This window comes from Siccibacter colletis (assembly GCF_025914095.1).
Taxonomy (GTDB): domain Bacteria; phylum Pseudomonadota; class Gammaproteobacteria; order Enterobacterales; family Enterobacteriaceae; genus Siccibacter; species Siccibacter colletis.
In genome coordinates this window covers 1,378,139-1,393,898 of record NZ_CP074352.1, presented here as the reverse complement: position 1 = coordinate 1,393,898, position 15,760 = coordinate 1,378,139, and the positions used below count along the sequence as shown (strand labels likewise).

At 57.6% G+C, this 15,760-nt stretch carries 14 protein-coding genes; 1 reads left to right on the top strand and 13 read right to left on the bottom strand.

What is annotated here, in order from left to right; genetic code table 11:
• Positions 1 to 135 precede the first annotated feature (135 nt).
• Entirely contained in the window at positions 136 to 915 is a 780-nt protein-coding gene (elyC, locus tag KFZ77_RS06655; RefSeq protein ID WP_264385797.1) for an envelope biogenesis factor ElyC, read from the top strand.
• On the opposite strand, the gene KFZ77_RS06650 is transcribed toward elyC, so the two are convergent.
• The 13 genes from KFZ77_RS06650 to KFZ77_RS06590 all read right to left on the bottom strand — a co-directional run bounded on the left by KFZ77_RS06650 (position 892) and on the right by KFZ77_RS06590 (position 15,747).
• Positions 892 to 1,785 carry a YcbJ family phosphotransferase gene (locus KFZ77_RS06650; protein WP_264385796.1) on the bottom strand — a complete coding sequence of 298 codons (894 nt, stop codon included), beginning with the start codon at positions 1,783 to 1,785 and terminating at the stop codon, positions 892 to 894. The genes elyC and KFZ77_RS06650 overlap by 24 nt on opposite strands.
• A gap of 149 nt (positions 1,786 to 1,934) precedes the next feature.
• Positions 1,935 to 2,681: a 3-deoxy-manno-octulosonate cytidylyltransferase gene (gene kdsB / locus KFZ77_RS06645; RefSeq protein ID WP_031520191.1), complete on the bottom strand. Its 747-nt coding sequence runs from the start codon at positions 2,679 to 2,681 to the stop codon at positions 1,935 to 1,937.
• A complete protein-coding gene (gene ycaR, locus KFZ77_RS06640) occupies positions 2,678 to 2,860 on the bottom strand; it encodes a protein YcaR (RefSeq protein WP_031520192.1) in 183 nt (60 codons plus the stop codon). Before ycaR ends, kdsB begins: the two co-directional genes overlap by 4 nt.
• A 42-nt stretch (positions 2,861 to 2,902) precedes the next feature.
• Positions 2,903 to 4,144, bottom strand: coding sequence for a winged helix-turn-helix domain-containing protein (locus KFZ77_RS06635; RefSeq protein ID WP_031520194.1), 1,242 nt, complete (start codon positions 4,142 to 4,144; stop codon positions 2,903 to 2,905).
• Between the two features lie 36 nt (positions 4,145 to 4,180).
• Entirely contained in the window at positions 4,181 to 5,158 is a 978-nt protein-coding gene (gene lpxK / locus KFZ77_RS06630; protein ID WP_264385795.1) for a tetraacyldisaccharide 4'-kinase, read from the bottom strand.
• Complete coding sequence (gene msbA, locus KFZ77_RS06625; RefSeq protein ID WP_264385794.1) at positions 5,155 to 6,903, bottom strand: lipid A ABC transporter ATP-binding protein/permease MsbA; 1,749 nt, start codon at positions 6,901 to 6,903, stop codon at positions 5,155 to 5,157. The genes lpxK and msbA overlap by 4 nt, the downstream gene beginning before the upstream one ends.
• 36 nt (positions 6,904 to 6,939) lie before the next feature.
• Positions 6,940 to 9,201 carry a ComEC family protein gene (locus KFZ77_RS06620; RefSeq protein ID WP_264385793.1) on the bottom strand — a complete coding sequence of 754 codons (2,262 nt, stop codon included), beginning with the start codon at positions 9,199 to 9,201 and terminating at the stop codon, positions 6,940 to 6,942.
• Positions 9,202 to 9,406: 205 nt separating this feature from the next.
• Complete coding sequence (gene ihfB / locus KFZ77_RS06615) at positions 9,407 to 9,691, bottom strand: integration host factor subunit beta (RefSeq protein ID WP_031520200.1); 285 nt, start codon at positions 9,689 to 9,691, stop codon at positions 9,407 to 9,409.
• A gap of 115 nt (positions 9,692 to 9,806) precedes the next feature.
• Positions 9,807 to 11,480 (bottom strand): 30S ribosomal protein S1, encoded by a 1,674-nt coding sequence (gene rpsA, locus KFZ77_RS06610; protein WP_031520202.1) that lies wholly within the window; start codon positions 11,478 to 11,480, stop codon positions 9,807 to 9,809.
• Between the two features lie 116 nt (positions 11,481 to 11,596).
• Positions 11,597 to 12,280: a (d)CMP kinase gene (cmk, locus tag KFZ77_RS06605; RefSeq protein WP_031520204.1), complete on the bottom strand. Its 684-nt coding sequence runs from the start codon at positions 12,278 to 12,280 to the stop codon at positions 11,597 to 11,599.
• A 166-nt stretch (positions 12,281 to 12,446) separates the two neighbouring features.
• Complete coding sequence (gene aroA / locus KFZ77_RS06600) at positions 12,447 to 13,733, bottom strand: 3-phosphoshikimate 1-carboxyvinyltransferase (protein WP_264385792.1); 1,287 nt, start codon at positions 13,731 to 13,733, stop codon at positions 12,447 to 12,449.
• Positions 13,734 to 13,805: 72 nt separating this feature from the next.
• Complete coding sequence (serC, locus tag KFZ77_RS06595; protein ID WP_264385791.1) at positions 13,806 to 14,891, bottom strand: 3-phosphoserine/phosphohydroxythreonine transaminase; 1,086 nt, start codon at positions 14,889 to 14,891, stop codon at positions 13,806 to 13,808.
• 163 nt (positions 14,892 to 15,054) lie between these two features.
• Positions 15,055 to 15,747 carry a DUF421 domain-containing protein gene (locus KFZ77_RS06590; protein WP_031520209.1) on the bottom strand — a complete coding sequence of 231 codons (693 nt, stop codon included), beginning with the start codon at positions 15,745 to 15,747 and terminating at the stop codon, positions 15,055 to 15,057.
• Positions 15,748 to 15,760 lie beyond the last annotated feature (13 nt).

Sequence of the window (15,760 nt, the reverse complement as noted above, 5' to 3'; positions counted from 1 at the left end):
GGGTACAACTCCACAACGTAATGGGGGGAGAATGGCAAAAGCGCTATTTTGTCACAGCCAGACGGAGAATGAACCCGTCTGGTGTAATATCAGCACTGTTTACCCGCCGTATGGTTAAAAAAGGAACCGGATAAGATGCTTTTCACGCTGAAGAAAGTGACAGGAGGCCTGTTGCTGCCGTTACCCTTTCTGCTGTTAATGATGGGCCTGGCCATTGCGCTGCTCTGGTTCAGCCGTTTTCAGAAAACCGGCAAGGGGTTGATGACCGCGAGCTGGGTGATATTGCTGCTGCTTAGCCTGCAACCGGTGGCTGACGGACTACTGAAACCGATCGAAAATCGCTACCCGACGCTGCACACCAGCCAGCCGGTGAAGTACATCGTGGTACTGGGCGGGGGCTACACCTGGAATCCGGACTGGGCGCCCAGCTCTAACCTGATCGGTAACAGCCTGCCGCGGGTCACCGAGGGCGTACGCCTGTGGCTGGCTAATCCCGGTGCGAAGATGATTTTCACCGGCGCGCCGGCCCGCACTAACCCGGTAAGTACCGCCGAAGCGGGGGCGCGCGTGGCCGAAAGTCTTGGCGTACCGCGCAGCAGCATCCTGACGCTGGATACGCCGAAAGACACCGAGGAGGAAGCGGCTGCGGTGGCAGCGGCGATTGGTAAGGAACCTTTCATTCTCATTACCTCTGCGTCACACCTGCCGCGGGCCATGATCTTCTTCCGTCAGCAGGGGCTAAACCCGATCCCGGCCCCGGCAAATCAGCTGGCGATCGCCTCACCGCTTAACTTCTGGGAACGCATTATTCCGTCACCCACCTGGCTGATGCACAGCGATCGCGTTGCCTATGAAACGCTGGGACGCATCTGGCAGTGGCTGAAAGGAGTATCAGGTGAGCCAGGGGAGAAGTGATTTTGAGGCGGTGTCAAAGGCCTGGCGGTTCATGCGCCCGGTCTGCAGCAGCTGCGCAATCTCATCCCACAGCACATAGAGCCAGCGCCGCCACATAAAGGATTCTGCTACCGGCGCGCGCTGGAGATAGGACCAGAACAGACTCTCTGACAGGCCATCGTCCAGCAGACGAAACAGATCGTACTCGCGCGGCGCCCAGAGCATAACGCCGGGATTGACTACCGCCAGCAACTGGTCGCTGCGCGCGTCTTTCAGCATGTTGCGCAGGGTAAAGTTGCCGTGCACCAGCACGCTGTTATCGTTGAAGCCGGCAAACAGCTGGCTCAGGCACTCCCGGCTGCGAAACAGCAGCCGTTTATCCTGCATCGTCAGGCCGGTATTGTGGTACTGATTCAGCGTGCTCCACAGCACTTCCACCCGCTGGCGATACCACGACGGCCAGATGTTCTCCTGGGTGCTGTCCACTACCCCTACACAGCCGTGGCTGTCCACCCGATGCCACGCCAGCAGCGCCTCGACGATCTGCTCTTTAAGCTGCTCCCAGCGTTCCGGGGTACGGGCCGGGGCTTCAACCGGCACGCCGCGCAGGCGCTCAATCAGCAGCACGTCCTGCCCCGGATGATCCTCATGCGTCAGCACGCCGTACACCACCGGCATACGCACGTTGCCCGATCGGGCCAGCAGCGAGATTTTCCAGGCTACCTGCTTTGCCACGCCCGGCGAGCTAAAGCTGCGCGCCAGCAGCGGCATGGCATGCCCCTGACTGTCATACAGCGCCCAGAGCGCGGTATCCGCTTTTTCATTGATGCATTCGAGACGACTGAGTTTTTCACCCAGCAGATGGCTAAGTTCTGCGCGAAGTCGATCCATTTGCCGTTACCCTTACAAAGCACAATGCTTTTAATAATGAGCGCCTGTGGCAGGGATGTCACCCGGTGGAGATCAATAAGCAGCCAGAAAGGGAGGAAAGGACCAGAAAAGCAGTACGTGGCACCCCGTGAGCGGGGTGCCAGGCGGGATTAACGCATTTCGAGACGCACGCGCTCCAGATCTTCCGCGGTGTCTACGCCAGTGCCTGGTACCGCTTTCGCAACGGCGACGTGAATTTTCTCGCCGTACCACAGCACGCGCAGCTGTTCGAGCATTTCGATCTGCTCCAGCTGGCTCGGCTGCCAGGTGACGTAGCGGCGGATAAATCCGGCGCGGTAGCCGTAGATGCCGATATGACGCAGGAAGCTGTCGCCGATGGTTTCGCGCGACTGCGCAAAGCGGTCGCGATCCCACGGAATGGTGGCGCGTGAGAAGTAGAGCGCGTAGCCGTTCGCGTCGGTCACCACTTTTACCGCGTTAGGGTTGAACGCCTCTTCAGCAGAGTGCACCGGCACGGCCAGCGTCGCCATACCGGCTTCGCTGGCAGCGAGATTTTCTGCCACCTGACGCACAATCACTGGCGGGATCATCGGCTCGTCGCCCTGCACGTTGACGATTACCGTGTCATCGCTGAAGCCGCAGGCCTCAATCACTTCCGCCAGACGCTCGGTACCGGACTGGTGATCGGCGCGGGTCATGCACACTTCGCCCCCGGCGGCTTCGACGGCGCGCGCCACGTCCGGGTGGTCAGTCGCGACGATAATACGCTCAGCCCCGGACTCGCGGGCGCGCTCCAGCACGTGCACGACCATCGGTTTGCCGTTGATATCCACCAGCGGTTTCCCCGGCAAACGGGTTGAAGCATAGCGGGCGGGAATAATGACCACAAAACTCATGGCTTGCTCTCTTCCAGATTTAACGAACGGGCCTCATTTTCCAGCAGTACCGGAATGCCGTCACGCAGCGGGAACGCCAGGGCGTCGGGCTTGCAAATGAGTTCCTGATTTTCCTGATTGAAATAGAGTTTGCCGTTGCACACGGGGCAGGCAATGATTTCGAGAAGGCGATGATCCATAAATCCTCCGGATAAACCCGATAAGTCAGTGCGGGGAGAATATCATAACCCGCCTGAGGGTGACGTAATTTCCCATCCCGGCCCCCACTCGGCCTCCAACGCGGCAGGAAGCCGTTTACAGTCAACGCGCAACGCGCCCTGCCAGCGGGCAAAGTCGCTGATAGCCGCGTGCAGGCCCGCAGCCAGACCAGAGGTGACGCTAACGCCCTCTTCCAGCCACAGCGCGATAACCTCCAGCGTGCCGGTCTTGCGGTGCATCTTTGCATCCATGCGGCCAGCCAGCGTCCCTTTGTGCAGCAGCGGCAGGACAAAATAGCCGTACTTGCGCTTTGGCGCCGGGGTATAGCATTCAAGGCGGTATGCGAAATCAAAGAGCTGTTCGGCCCGCCGGCGATCCCACACCACCGGATCAAACGGCGACAGCACGGCGCTGTGGCTGGCATGGAGTTTGTCCTGTTCAGCCAGCGCCAGCTCGGGCTGCCAGTCGCGATGGACCCACATCGCACCCAGCCCCTCGACCTGCACCGGCAGCGCTGTCCCCTGCTCCTGCCAGTGGGTTACCGTTGCTTTGGCATCGATTTTTTTCAGGCGATAGTAATCCGCCAGCCACTCGGGGCGAAAAATGCCCAGGCTACGCGCGCTGTTCTCCAGCATCACGGCCTGAGCAGCGGCCTCATCGGAAAGATGCAGCGCATCGTCCCAGTGCGGCATAACGCGGGAGGTTAAATCATAGACGCGCTGAAAATTGCGGCGTTCCACCACCATTACCCGGCCTGAGGTAAACAATCCTTCCAGGTGGCGCTTGTGCGGTTTCCACTCCCACCAGCCGCTGGCACCTTTGCGCGGATGCTCGAAATCCGCAGAGCGCACCGGGCCGTTTTGCTCAATATGGGTAAGCAGATGGGCGATTTCCTCGGCGTTATCCTCCATCCAGCCTGGGCGATATTTCCAGCCCATGTTTTCCGGGCTGAGCATGCGGTGACGCACCAGACCAAAATCGCTGCGCGGCAGGAAACACGCCTCGTGCGCCCAGTACTCCATCAGTTCGCCGCGCGCCAGCGCCTCATCAAGCCAGCGTTGAGGATAATCACCTAACCGACTGAACAGCACCAGATAAGGGCTACGCGCCACGATATGAATGGTGTCGATCTGCAGCAGCGACATGCGGGTAATGGTGGCGAGAATATCATCGGGTCGCGCGCGACGGCGCGGTTTTTTCAGCAGCCCCTGAGCGGCAAGATGGAGATGGCGCGCAGCGCGCAGGGAAAGGTATGGCACGGGCATATCAGCATCCTGTCAGTGATGTCCCGCGCCACGCTCTCAGTGAAGCAGCGCCAGGATGTCGTCAAGCAAACGGTCGGCTTCAGGCTGACTAAGCGTTGCCTCCACCGGCAGATACCACCAGTTAGTGTGGGCAAAACCCCGGCACTTAACGGCATCTTTCTCAGTCATGATCAGCGTCTGGGTGTCATGCGCCAGCGCCTGCACATCTGACTCGGTCAACGCCTGATGATCGGCGAGGCCGATACAGTGAACCGGCTCCACACCGCAGGCCCGCAGCGTGGCGAAAAAGCGCGGCGGATGCCCAATGCCCGCCATCGCGACGACCTCAGGCAGGCTCGCGACCGGGCGCTGCTCGCCGGTCAGCAGATTGACGGCAAGGCCTGGCTGCAGGCGCATGGCGATCTCACCCGGCTGCGCCTTACCGCCGTTGGTTATCACCGCATCCACGGATTTCAGGCGACCAGCACGCTCGCGCATCGGCCCAGCGGGGAGCCACCAGCCGTTGCCGAAGCGGCGCTCGCCATCTACCACCACAATCTCTTTGTCACGCGCCAGCGCGTAATGCTGCAGGCCATCATCGGTAATAATAATTTGCGGTTTAGCTTCGTCCAGCAGCGCCTGCACTGCCTCAGCGCGCTTTGGCGATACCGCCACCGGCGCACCGGTACGCTGATAGATAAGCACCGGCTCGTCACCCGCTTCGGCGGTGGTGGTGTCGGGCGTCAGGATCAGCGGATAGCGTGCCGCTTTACCGCCGTAGCCGCGTGAGACGACTGCGGGCCTGATGCCGCGCTGCTGAAGTTGCTCCACCAGCCAGATCACCACCGGGGTTTTGCCGTTGCCCCCGGCCGTGAGATTCCCCACCACCACTACCGGCACCGGGGCGCGCCAGGCGCGACGCCAGCCGGCGCGATAGCTCAGACGAATCACACTGCTCACCAGTCCGTATAGCCAGGAAAGCGGCAACAGGAGTAGCCAGAGCGGGGATTTCCCCGACCAGATCTTATCGATCATTCGCCGAACTGCATTCTGTGCAGCTGCGCGTAGACGCCACCGTTCGCCAGCAGATCGCCGTGCGAGCCGCGTTCAACGATGCGGCCATCTTCCACCACCACGATTTCATCGGCCTGCTCAATGGTCGACAGACGGTGGGCGATAACCAGCGAGGTACGGTTTTTCTGCAGCTCATCCAGCGCCGCCTGAATGGCGCGTTCGGACTCGGTATCCAGCGCCGAGGTGGCTTCATCAAGGATAAGGATCGGGCTATCGCGCAGCAGCGCGCGCGCAATCGCGATACGCTGGCGCTGACCGCCGGAGAGCAGCACGCCGTTCTCGCCAATCACCGTGTCGAGGCCGTTATCCATTTTGTTGATAAAGTCCATGGCATACGCCATGCGCGCCGCCTGCTCGATCTCTTCGCGCGAGTATTGCTCGTTTCGCGCGTAGGCAATGTTATTGGCAATGGTGTCGTTAAACAGATGCACGTTCTGGGAGACCAGCGCTACCTGATTACGCAGGGATGACAGGGTATATTCCCGCAGATCGTGCCCGTCCAGCAGGATTTCCCCGCTGTCGATGTCGTAGAAGCGCGTGATCAGGCTCGCCATCGTGGATTTACCCGAACCGGAGCGACCCACCAGCGCAACGGTTTTACCTGCCGGCAGGCTGAGGTTGATATCACGCAGCGCCGGGATCTCACGCCCCGGATAGGTGAAGGTTACGTTGCGGAACTCAAGATCGCCTTTGGCGCGCTCGATAACGCGGGTGCCTTCATCTTTCTCCTGCTCGGTATCAAGGATTGAGAACAGGGTCTGGCATGCCGCCATCCCGCGCTGAAACTGAGCGTTGACGTTAGTCAGGGATTTTAGCGGACGCATCAGGGCAATCATGGATGAGAACACGACGGTGATGGTACCTGCAGAGAGCGTTTCCATCACGCTTGGGAAGCTCGCCGCATAGAGTACAAACGCCAGCGCCAGCGAGGCGATGAGCTGAATAATCGGGTCGGAAATGGCGGTGGCAGAGACCAGCTTCATCCCCTGATGGCGCATGCGGTTACTGACTTTGTCGAAGCGATCGCTTTCAACTTTTTGCCCACCGAAAATCAGCACCTCTTTGTGCCCTTTCAGCATCTGCTCTGCGCTGGTAGTCACCTGACCCATGGTGTTCTGCATGTTCTTGCTGATGTTACGAAAACGCTTAGACACAAAGCGAATAGCAAAAGAAACCAGTGGTGCAATCACGATAAGGATCAGCGAGAGCTGCCAGCTGTAATAGAACATCATAATGAACAGGCCAATGATCGATGCCCCTTCACGCACCACGGTAATCAGGGCGCTGGAAGATGAAGAGGCGACCTGTTCTGAATCGTAGGTAATGCGTGAGAGCAGCGTACCGGTGGACTGCTTATCGAAGAACGCCACCGGCATCCCCATCATATGGCTGAACAGGCGACGGCGCATGTTCATCACCACCTGACCCGAGACCCAGGAGATGCAGTAGCTTGAGATATAGCTGGTGATGCCGCGCAGTACCATCAGACCGATAACCACCAGCGGCATCCAGATAAGCACCGAGCGGTCGGCTTTACCAAAACCGTCATCCAGCAAGGGTTTCAGAAGCGATAACATGAACGTATCGCTGGCTGCGTTGAGAATTAACGCCACCCCAGCCACTATCAGACCTGCTTTAAAAGGGGCAATCATCGGCCAGAGTCGGCGGAAGGTCTGCCAGGTGGAGAGATCTTTGTCGTTATGCATTCAAAAAACCAGCTTGTGTTGAAATAGCCGCACATTCTACCCGCTTACAGCGGACACGCCAAACCACTGATGGTACCAGCGCGGTAAAATGTGCTCCCGATAGCGTGCTATTTGCCAGCCATGCGCACTAAAATTGACAGAAATTTGCCCCGCGTGAGCGGTATCGCTCCAGCGATAGCCACGCCGGAGATAGCGCTCTATTACCTTCTCTGAAGGCAGACGCCACGCGTTGTACCGTGCTACCGACGCAAGCGCCGCGCTGCCATCAACCTGCCCCAGCAGGGCAGCGGTGGAGGACGTTCGGCTGCCGTGATGCGGCACCTGAATAATGTCGGCCCGCATAAACTGCCAGTGATGTTTGAGCATAGCTAACTCTGCGTCGGCTTCAATATCGCCCGTGAGTAACATGCTGTGCTGGCCATCGTCTACCGTGACCACACAGGAACCGTTGTTGCCGGTCCGCCGTTGACCAGGCAGCGGCCAGTGCACGGTAAACGACAGTTCCTGCCAGCGCCAGGCCTGACCTCGTTCACAGGGCAGATGTCCGGCCCATCCCAGCGGGCTTCGCACCGGTAACATTGGCCATGTCGTGAGAATGGAATCAAGCCCACCGCGGTGATCGAGATGCTCATGGCTGAGAATGATCCCTTCGGGCTGTAAATGGTGCCAGTGTAACCAGGGAATAATGGTTTGCTTACCGCTGTCCCCCCCGGCCCAGGAGTTCCCGGTGTCGTAGAGTATGGCCCTGCCATTGCGTTCAATAACCATCGCCAGCCCGTGACCAACATCTAGCATATGAACCGTCCAGCGTCCTTGCTCCGCCGGGCGAAAAAGCGGGAACAGCGCGGCGCACAACAGAGATGCCGTCACGCCCGGCAGCGCGGCTGCAAGCTTTAGCCGCCATAACACAATGGCACACCAGGGCGCGAATGCCAGCCACTGCCAGCGCTCGTCGACATCCAGCCAGCCTGTCGGGAGAGAGCCGAGAGCAGAAAACAGTAGCTCCAGCGAAGAGTCAGCGAGCCACCAGATACCCTGCTCTGCTGCGGGCAACGGCAGCAGGTGGAGTACCATTCCGCCCAGGATCAGCGGTACGCTGACAAAAGTAATGCCCGGCACCGCGATAAGATTGGCAAGCAATGACGTCAGGCTGATGCCATGAAAAATAGCAATTTGCAGCGGGATGAGCAGCAGCGTGATGCCGGCCTGAAGATGCAACATGCCATAGAGAATACGCACCGGACGGCAGCATGCTCCTGGCCTGAACGGCACCCACTGATACCAGAATAACAGTGCCGCTACCGCCAGTGCAGACAGCCACAGGCTCTGTGATAAAGCAGTCAGCGGGTCAATCAACAAAATGCCGCCGATGCAGCACAGCCAGCGCTGCCATCCGCTCCATTGACGCCCGCTAAGACTGATTGCGCCGCAAATCGTTAATGCGATAAAGGTCCTGAGCGCTGGCGGATTCCCGCCTGCAAGCCAGGTATACAGGGCGGACAAAACAAGGCCTGCAATGAGTGGAAACCGATGGCCTATCCGCCGGGCGGGCAATCCTCGCTGCAGCAGTCGCGCCCCTCCCCACCCTATCCCTCCGGCAAGCGCGATATGCAGCCCCGATATCGCCATCAGATGTGCGGTACCGGTATCGCGCATCAGCGTTTTAACCTCGTCGCTGACGTTGAGCCGCTCGCCAAAGCCGAGCGCCAGTATCACATCACGCCACTCATAGCGCGCCAGCGCCGATGAAACGGAGGCGATATAGCCACCGCGCAGACTACAGCTGGCGTCGAGGACAGAAGCATGCAGCATGCGCCCCGTCAGCGTTCTCCCCTGTGACAGTGCGTGACGCTGGTTATCGAAGCCGCCTTCATTGAGCTGACCATGCACCGGACGAAGCGCAACAGACATTGCCCACCGCTGCCCCGGGCAGGCTGGTTCAGGCAGATAACTTCCGTAGAGCGTGACCGGGATAGCGCCAGGTAGCCATCTGCCTTCTCGCTTGATGATGTTAACCGTATGCGTGGTCGCACCATCCGTCGCGAGAATAACGGCCTCCACCTGCTGGTTTCGCCAGGTATTATCGTTGGCTGGTTCAAGGGACTGGTGAGCTATAAAGACGCCCCAGCAACCAGCCAGCAGCGTTGCGCCCACATAGCGCAGCGGCAGCGGCCCGCGCAGAGCGATCAGCGCGGCAGCCGTAGCCGCCACCAGCCAGCCGACGGAGGGCAGAGCTGGCAGTATCAGCAGCGGCATCATACCGAGGATTATACAGAGTGCTGTTGCCGGAATTGTCACGCGCCACCTCCATGTCGTAAGGCGTAGCGTGCGCCGAAATGCAGCCAGAGTCAGCACCAGGCTTCCGGGTATGCGAGACGTTATCAGCACTATCTATAAATTTGCTGTCGTTACATTTGTTGTTGCGATCGCCTTTGCACAGGCAAAATTAAGGCAAAAAAAACGGCACCCGAAGATGCCGTTTTTCCTGACGTAGCCATAAGGCTTAGCCATAAATATTTGCGCGGTCACGCAGCTCTTTGCCGGGTTTGAAGTGGGGAACGTATTTACCTTCCAGATCCACTTTATCGCCGGTTTTCGGATTACGTCCGGTGCGAGGTGCACGATAGTGTAAGGAGAAGCTGCCAAAGCCACGAATCTCAATACGCTCGCCCTGGGCAAGGGTAGAGGCCATATGTTCCAGCATCTCTTTGACTGCATCTTCCACGGCTTTCGCAGGGATATGCGACTGCTGGCTTGCAAGTCTTTCAATGAGTTCTGACTTGGTCATGATTCCTCCGGTTTCCTTAAAGGCAAAATTATCGTACAGCTAAGATGGAACAAGGGCGGCCGGAGCCGCCCTTAGCGCTAGATTACAGGCCTAAGCCCTTAATCTGTCAAGACGATTATTCGCCTTTAGCTGCTTTGAACGCTTCAGCCATAGCGTTAGAGAAATTGCCTTCTTCCTGTTTGTTGTTAACAGTTGCGATTGCATCTTTCTCGTCAGCTTCGTCTTTCGCACGAACAGACAGGCTTACTACGCGGTTCTTACGATCAACGCCGGTGAATTTAGCTTCAACGTCGTCACCAACGCTCAGAACCAGAGTAGCGTCTTCTACGCGGTCACGAGAAGCTTCAGAAGCGCGCAGGTAACCTTCAACGCCGTCTGCTAATTCAACTGTAGCACCTTTAGCGTCAACTGCAGTTACTTTACCAGTAACGATGGCGCCTTTCTTGTTCAGTGCAACGTAGTTGTTGAACGGATCTTCCGCCAGCTGCTTAACACCCAGGGAGATACGCTCACGCTCTGCGTCAACCTGCAGTACAACGGCAGCGATTTCGTCGCCTTTTTTGTACTCACGAACGGCTTCTTCGCCAGCAACGTTCCAGGAGATGTCAGACAAGTGAACCAGACCGTCGATGCCACCGTCCAGGCCGATGAAGATACCGAAGTCAGTGATTGACTTGATTTTACCTTCAACGCGATCGCCTTTGTTGTGGGTTTCAGCAAACAGCTGCCACGGGTTGGATTTGCACTGCTTCAGACCCAGAGAGATACGACGACGTTCTTCGTCGATGTCCAGAACCATAACTTCCACTACGTCACCAACGTTAACAACTTTGGATGGGTGGATGTTTTTGTTGGTCCAGTCCATTTCGGAAACGTGTACCAGGCCTTCAACGCCTTCTTCGATTTCAACGAAGCAGCCGTAGTCAGTCAGGTTGGTTACACGACCGGTCAGTTTGGTACCTTCCGGATAACGCTTAGCGATAGCTACCCACGGATCTTCGCCCAGCTGTTTCAGGCCGAGGGACACACGGGTACGCTCGCGGTCGAACTTCAGCACTTTAACAGTGATTTCGTCGCCCACGTTCACGATTTCGCTCGGATGCTTAACGCGTTTCCAGGCCATATCAGTGATGTGCAGCAGACCGTCAACGCCGCCCAGATCAACGAATGCACCGTAGTCAGTGAGGTTCTTAACGATACCTTTAACTTCCATGCCTTCCTGCAGGTTTTCGAGCAGCTGATCGCGCTCAGCGCTGTTCTCAGACTCGATAACCGCACGACGGGAAACCACAACGTTGTTACGTTTCTGGTCAAGCTTGATCACTTTGAATTCAAGCTCTTTGCCTTCGAGGTGCAGGGTGTCGCGAACCGGACGCACGTCAACCAGGGAACCTGGCAGGAACGCACGAATACCGTTCAGCTCAACAGTGAAGCCACCTTTAACTTTGCCGTTGATAACACCGGTAACAGTTTCAGCGTCTTCGTAAGCTTTTTCCAGCGTGATCCAAGCTTCATGACGTTTAGCTTTCTCACGGGACAGCAGGGTTTCACCGAAGCCGTCTTCCACTGCATCCAGGGCAACGTCAACTTCGTCACCAACCTGAATTTCCAGTTCGCCGGCTGCGTTCTTGAACTGCTCTGCAGGGATTGCAGATTCAGATTTCAGACCCGCATCAACCAGAACAACGTCTTTGTCGATAGAGACAACGACGCCACGAACGATGGAACCCGGGCGGGTTTCGATTTCTTTCAGGGACTCTTCAAAGAGTTGAGCAAAAGATTCAGTCATATTGATAATCTTCAGGATTCTTCAATTTAACGTCCACCTGGCTTCACTGCCGGATGGGGTTGTTTAACATGCCCACTCACACTCCATTGCAGTGGGTACTTCAGAATGTGGTCGCGTTATGCGAGTGCCAGTTTCTCTCTGGCATATTCCAGCGCCTTTTCAATCACTTGCTCGATACTCAGACTGGTTGAGTCCAGTACCAGCGCGTCGGCTGCCGGCACTAATGGCGCTACGGGACGGTTGCGATCGCGGTCGTCACGCTCTTTTATCTCGGCCAAAAGGCGTTCAAAGTTAACACTAAAGCCCTTCTCCTGCAACTGTAGCATGCGGCGATGCGCGCGCTCTTCCGAAGAGGCGTCGAGAAAAATTTTTACCGGCGCGTCAGGGAACACCACGGTACCCATATCGCGACCGTCAGCGATAAGACCCGGCGCATCACGGAATGCGCGCTGGCGGCGTAACAGGGCTTCTCGCACGCGTGGAAACGCCGCGACCTGCGAGGCGGCGTTAGCAACGTCCTGAGTGCGGATTTCCGCGCTGACGTCTTCACCTTCGAGAATAACTTCGAGATTGCCGTTAGTTGATACAAAGCGCACATCAAGATGGGCAGCCAGCGGAACCAGCGCTTCTTCGGAGGTCACATCCACATGGTGATGCAACGCCGCCAGCGCCAGTACGCGATAGATAGCGCCGGAGTCCAGCAGGTGCCACTGCAGGGATTCCGCCATGGCTTTACACAGCGTTCCTTTGCCTGCACCGCTTGGGCCATCAATGGTGATTACCGGGGCTAATGCCGTCATCTTCTTCTCCTTTATTATCAGGCGTACCTGAACGTGAACGCCGCGCATTATACGCCGCAACGCCACAGACTGTTATCTTTACCGCGAAATATAGACGGGAATAGCAGCGAGTGCAGAAGAATTGGCCAGGAAAGCGGGGCCGACTTTCGTAAGCCCCTGTAAGGTATCAGGCTGGACGGCTGATGCGGGCCAGCTGTTCGAAGTAATCCGGGAAGGTTTTGGCGGTGCACTTCGGATCGAGAATGGTGACCGGGGTATCGGATAGCGCCACCAGCGAGAAACACATGGCCATACGGTGATCGTTATAGGTGTCGATCTCGGCAACATTCAGCGTGGCCGGCGGCGTGACGCGGATGTAGTCATGCCCCTCTTCCACTTCGGCCCCCACTTTGCGCAGCTCGGTGGCCATAGCGAACAGACGGTCGGTCTCTTTTACGCGCCAGTTATAGATGTTGCGCAGCGTGGTCGTGCCGTTGGCGAACAGCGCGGTGGTGGCGATAGTCATCGCCGCATCAGGGATATGGTTCATATCCATATCGATACCGTTCAGTGCGCCGCGGGTGCAGGCAATATAATCATCACCCCAGGTGATGGTTGCGCCCATCTTTTCCAGCACGTCAGCAAAACGAATATCGCCCTGCACGCTGTTGCGACCAATACCAGTCACCTTTACGGTGCCGCCTTTAATGGCTGCTGCAGCAAGGAAATAGGAGGCTGACGACGCGTCCCCTTCCACCAGGTAGTGGCCCGGTGACTGGTACTGCTGGCCGCCGCGCACCACGAAACGCTGATAATTCTGGTTTTCGACCTCAACCCCGAAGGTCTTCATCAGATGCAGCGTGATGTCGATATAGGGTTTCGACACCAGTTCGCCCTTGATGGCGATATGGGTATCTTTTTCCGCCAGCGGTGCGGTCATCAGCAGCGCCGTGAGGAACTGGCTGGAGACGCTGCCGTCGACCTCCACGTCACCGCCGGTAAAGCCTCCGCGCAGCCGCAGCGGCGGATAGTTTTCCTGCTCCAGATAGTCGATCTGCGCGCCGCCCTGACGCAGCGCGTCAGCCAGATGCCCAATCGGGCGCTCTTTCATGCGCGGCTCGCCGGTGAGCACGATATCGTTATGGCCGAGGCACAGCGCGGCGGCAAGCGGACGCATCGCGGTACCCGCGTTACCAAGGAACAGCTCCAGGCTGCCCTGCGCCTGCAGCGGGCCGCCAACGCCGGTCAGTTCACAGCGGGTGCGATCTTCAGACAGGGTATAGCGCACGCCTAACGCGCTGAGTGCGGTAAGCATATGACGCACGTCATCGCTGTCGAGCAGGTTCGTCAGCACCGTGGTGCCGTGGGCCAGTGCCGCCAGCAGCAGCGCGCGGTTAGATACGCTTTTTGAACCGGGAAGATTGATGGTGCCGTCGACCAGCGCGATGGGGTGTAACGTCAGGGATTCCTGCATGAAAAATGTCTCAACTCAACAAAATAACAACCCCGCAGCCGGGCCGCGGGGAGAGAAAAAAGAAAGGGTTTCTTAACCGTGACGGCGTTCGAACTCTTTCATAAAGTCAGTCAGCACCTGCACGCCGGCCAGCGGCATTGCATTGTAGATTGAAGCGCGCATCCCACCGACCACGCGGTGGCCTTTGAGCGCGTGCAAACCCGCCGCAAAAGATTCCTCAAGGAACAGCTTATCGAGGTTGCTGTCCGCCAGCTGGAACGGCACGTTCATCCGCGAGCGGTTAGCCGGGGCCACGTCGTTGCGGTAGAAATCGCTGGTATCAATCACGCCATACAGCAGGTCAGCTTTTTGCTGGTTAATGCGGTTCATCGCTTCCACGCCGCCCTGCGCTTTCAGCCACTTAAACACCAGCCCTGACAGGTACCAGGCGAATGTTGGCGGGGTGTTGAACATCGAATCGTTTTCGCTCAGCACGCTGTAATCAAGAACTGACGGACAGGCAGTATGTGCCTTGCCGAGCAGGTCGTCGCGCACGATCACCAGCGTCAGACCGGCCGGGCCGATATTCTTCTGCGCGCCGGCGTAAATGACGCCGAAACGGCTGATATCAAGCGGGCCGGAAAGAATGGTGGAGGAGAAGTCAGCCGCAACAATGGCGTCGCCAAAATCCGGGGTTTCGTCGATAGCGATACCATCGATGGTTTCGTTCGGGCAGTAGTGAACGTAGGCGGCGTTATCAGAGAGCTGCCACTCGCGCATCGGTTTCAGCGCTCGCAGGCCATCTACCGTCACTTTGGCGTCAATTACGTTCGGCTGGCAATATTTTTTGGCTTCTTTAACTGCGCTCGCCGCCCAGTAGCCGCCGTCAACGTAATCGGCAGTCGTACGATCGCCAAGCAGGTTCAGGGGCAACGCCGAGAACTGGCCGCGTCCGCCACCGTGGCAGAACAGCACCTTATAGTTGGATGGGATCTGCAGCAGGTCGCGGAAATCTTTTTCCGCCTCTTCGGCAACGTGGATAAACTCTTTGCTACGGTGACTGATTTCCATCACCGAGGTGCCGAGCCCCTGCCAGTTGACTAACTCTTCCTGAGCCTGACGGAGCACATCCGTCGGTAACATTGCCGGACCAGAACTGAAATTGTAGACCTGAGTCATTTCCCCTCACCACGCTTGAAGCAATAAGTTTTTTCTGTGGCTATCGGTTTTATCATTGCCTGGCAGAGCAAGCAACGGGTAATCCTGCCCGGCGCGAAAATGTGCGTAAAATCACACAACAGATTGTTCCGGCTACGCTGCGCCGGGGGCGTTAAATACGCTGTCAGGTGATGCGCTTCGCCACGCTTGCTTTCACCCACACGTGGTTTCCGCAGCGCGGACAAGGCTCTTTCGCCCCTGCGCGTAGCATCAGCACTTCGCTACAGCGGATGCAGGCGTAGTGACCATCCACCGGCGCGACCCGGAAACGCTCATTGCAGTACTCAGGCAGAATCGACAGCCCGGGTCGCACTTCGTCGTCAGGGTAATAGTAAACGCTTATCTGTCCGCTTGTTTCCAGAATGGCCAGCCGCACCTGCCCGAGATGCTCTACCCCGCAGCCGCGCATCTCCATGAAGAACTCAAATTCGGTAAGATTTTCCGCGTTAAGCTTGTCCCAGGCCAGTTCACCCTCTTCGACGATAATGACGGGTTTACCCTCAAAGAAATTTTCCATGCGCTCGCTGTGGGTCATCAACCAGATCACTAACCGGTAGAGCAAGGCCAGGGTCATAAATACGACAAACACCGGGATCATCGGCACGTCGTCATAAAACGCCACGTCCCCCGCCGCCGAGCCGAGCGTCAGAATGATCAGCACCTCAAACAGCGACATCTGACGCACGCTGCGCCGACCGGTCAGTTTCAGAAACGCGAAAACGAGGATGAAGGTATACAGACTGCGGGTTGCCACTTCCCATAAAAAGTCCGGCGGCGCCTTGTCGAAGGCCATGCGCTGGAGGTCGAACGTTTTCATATTTTTAGCTGCC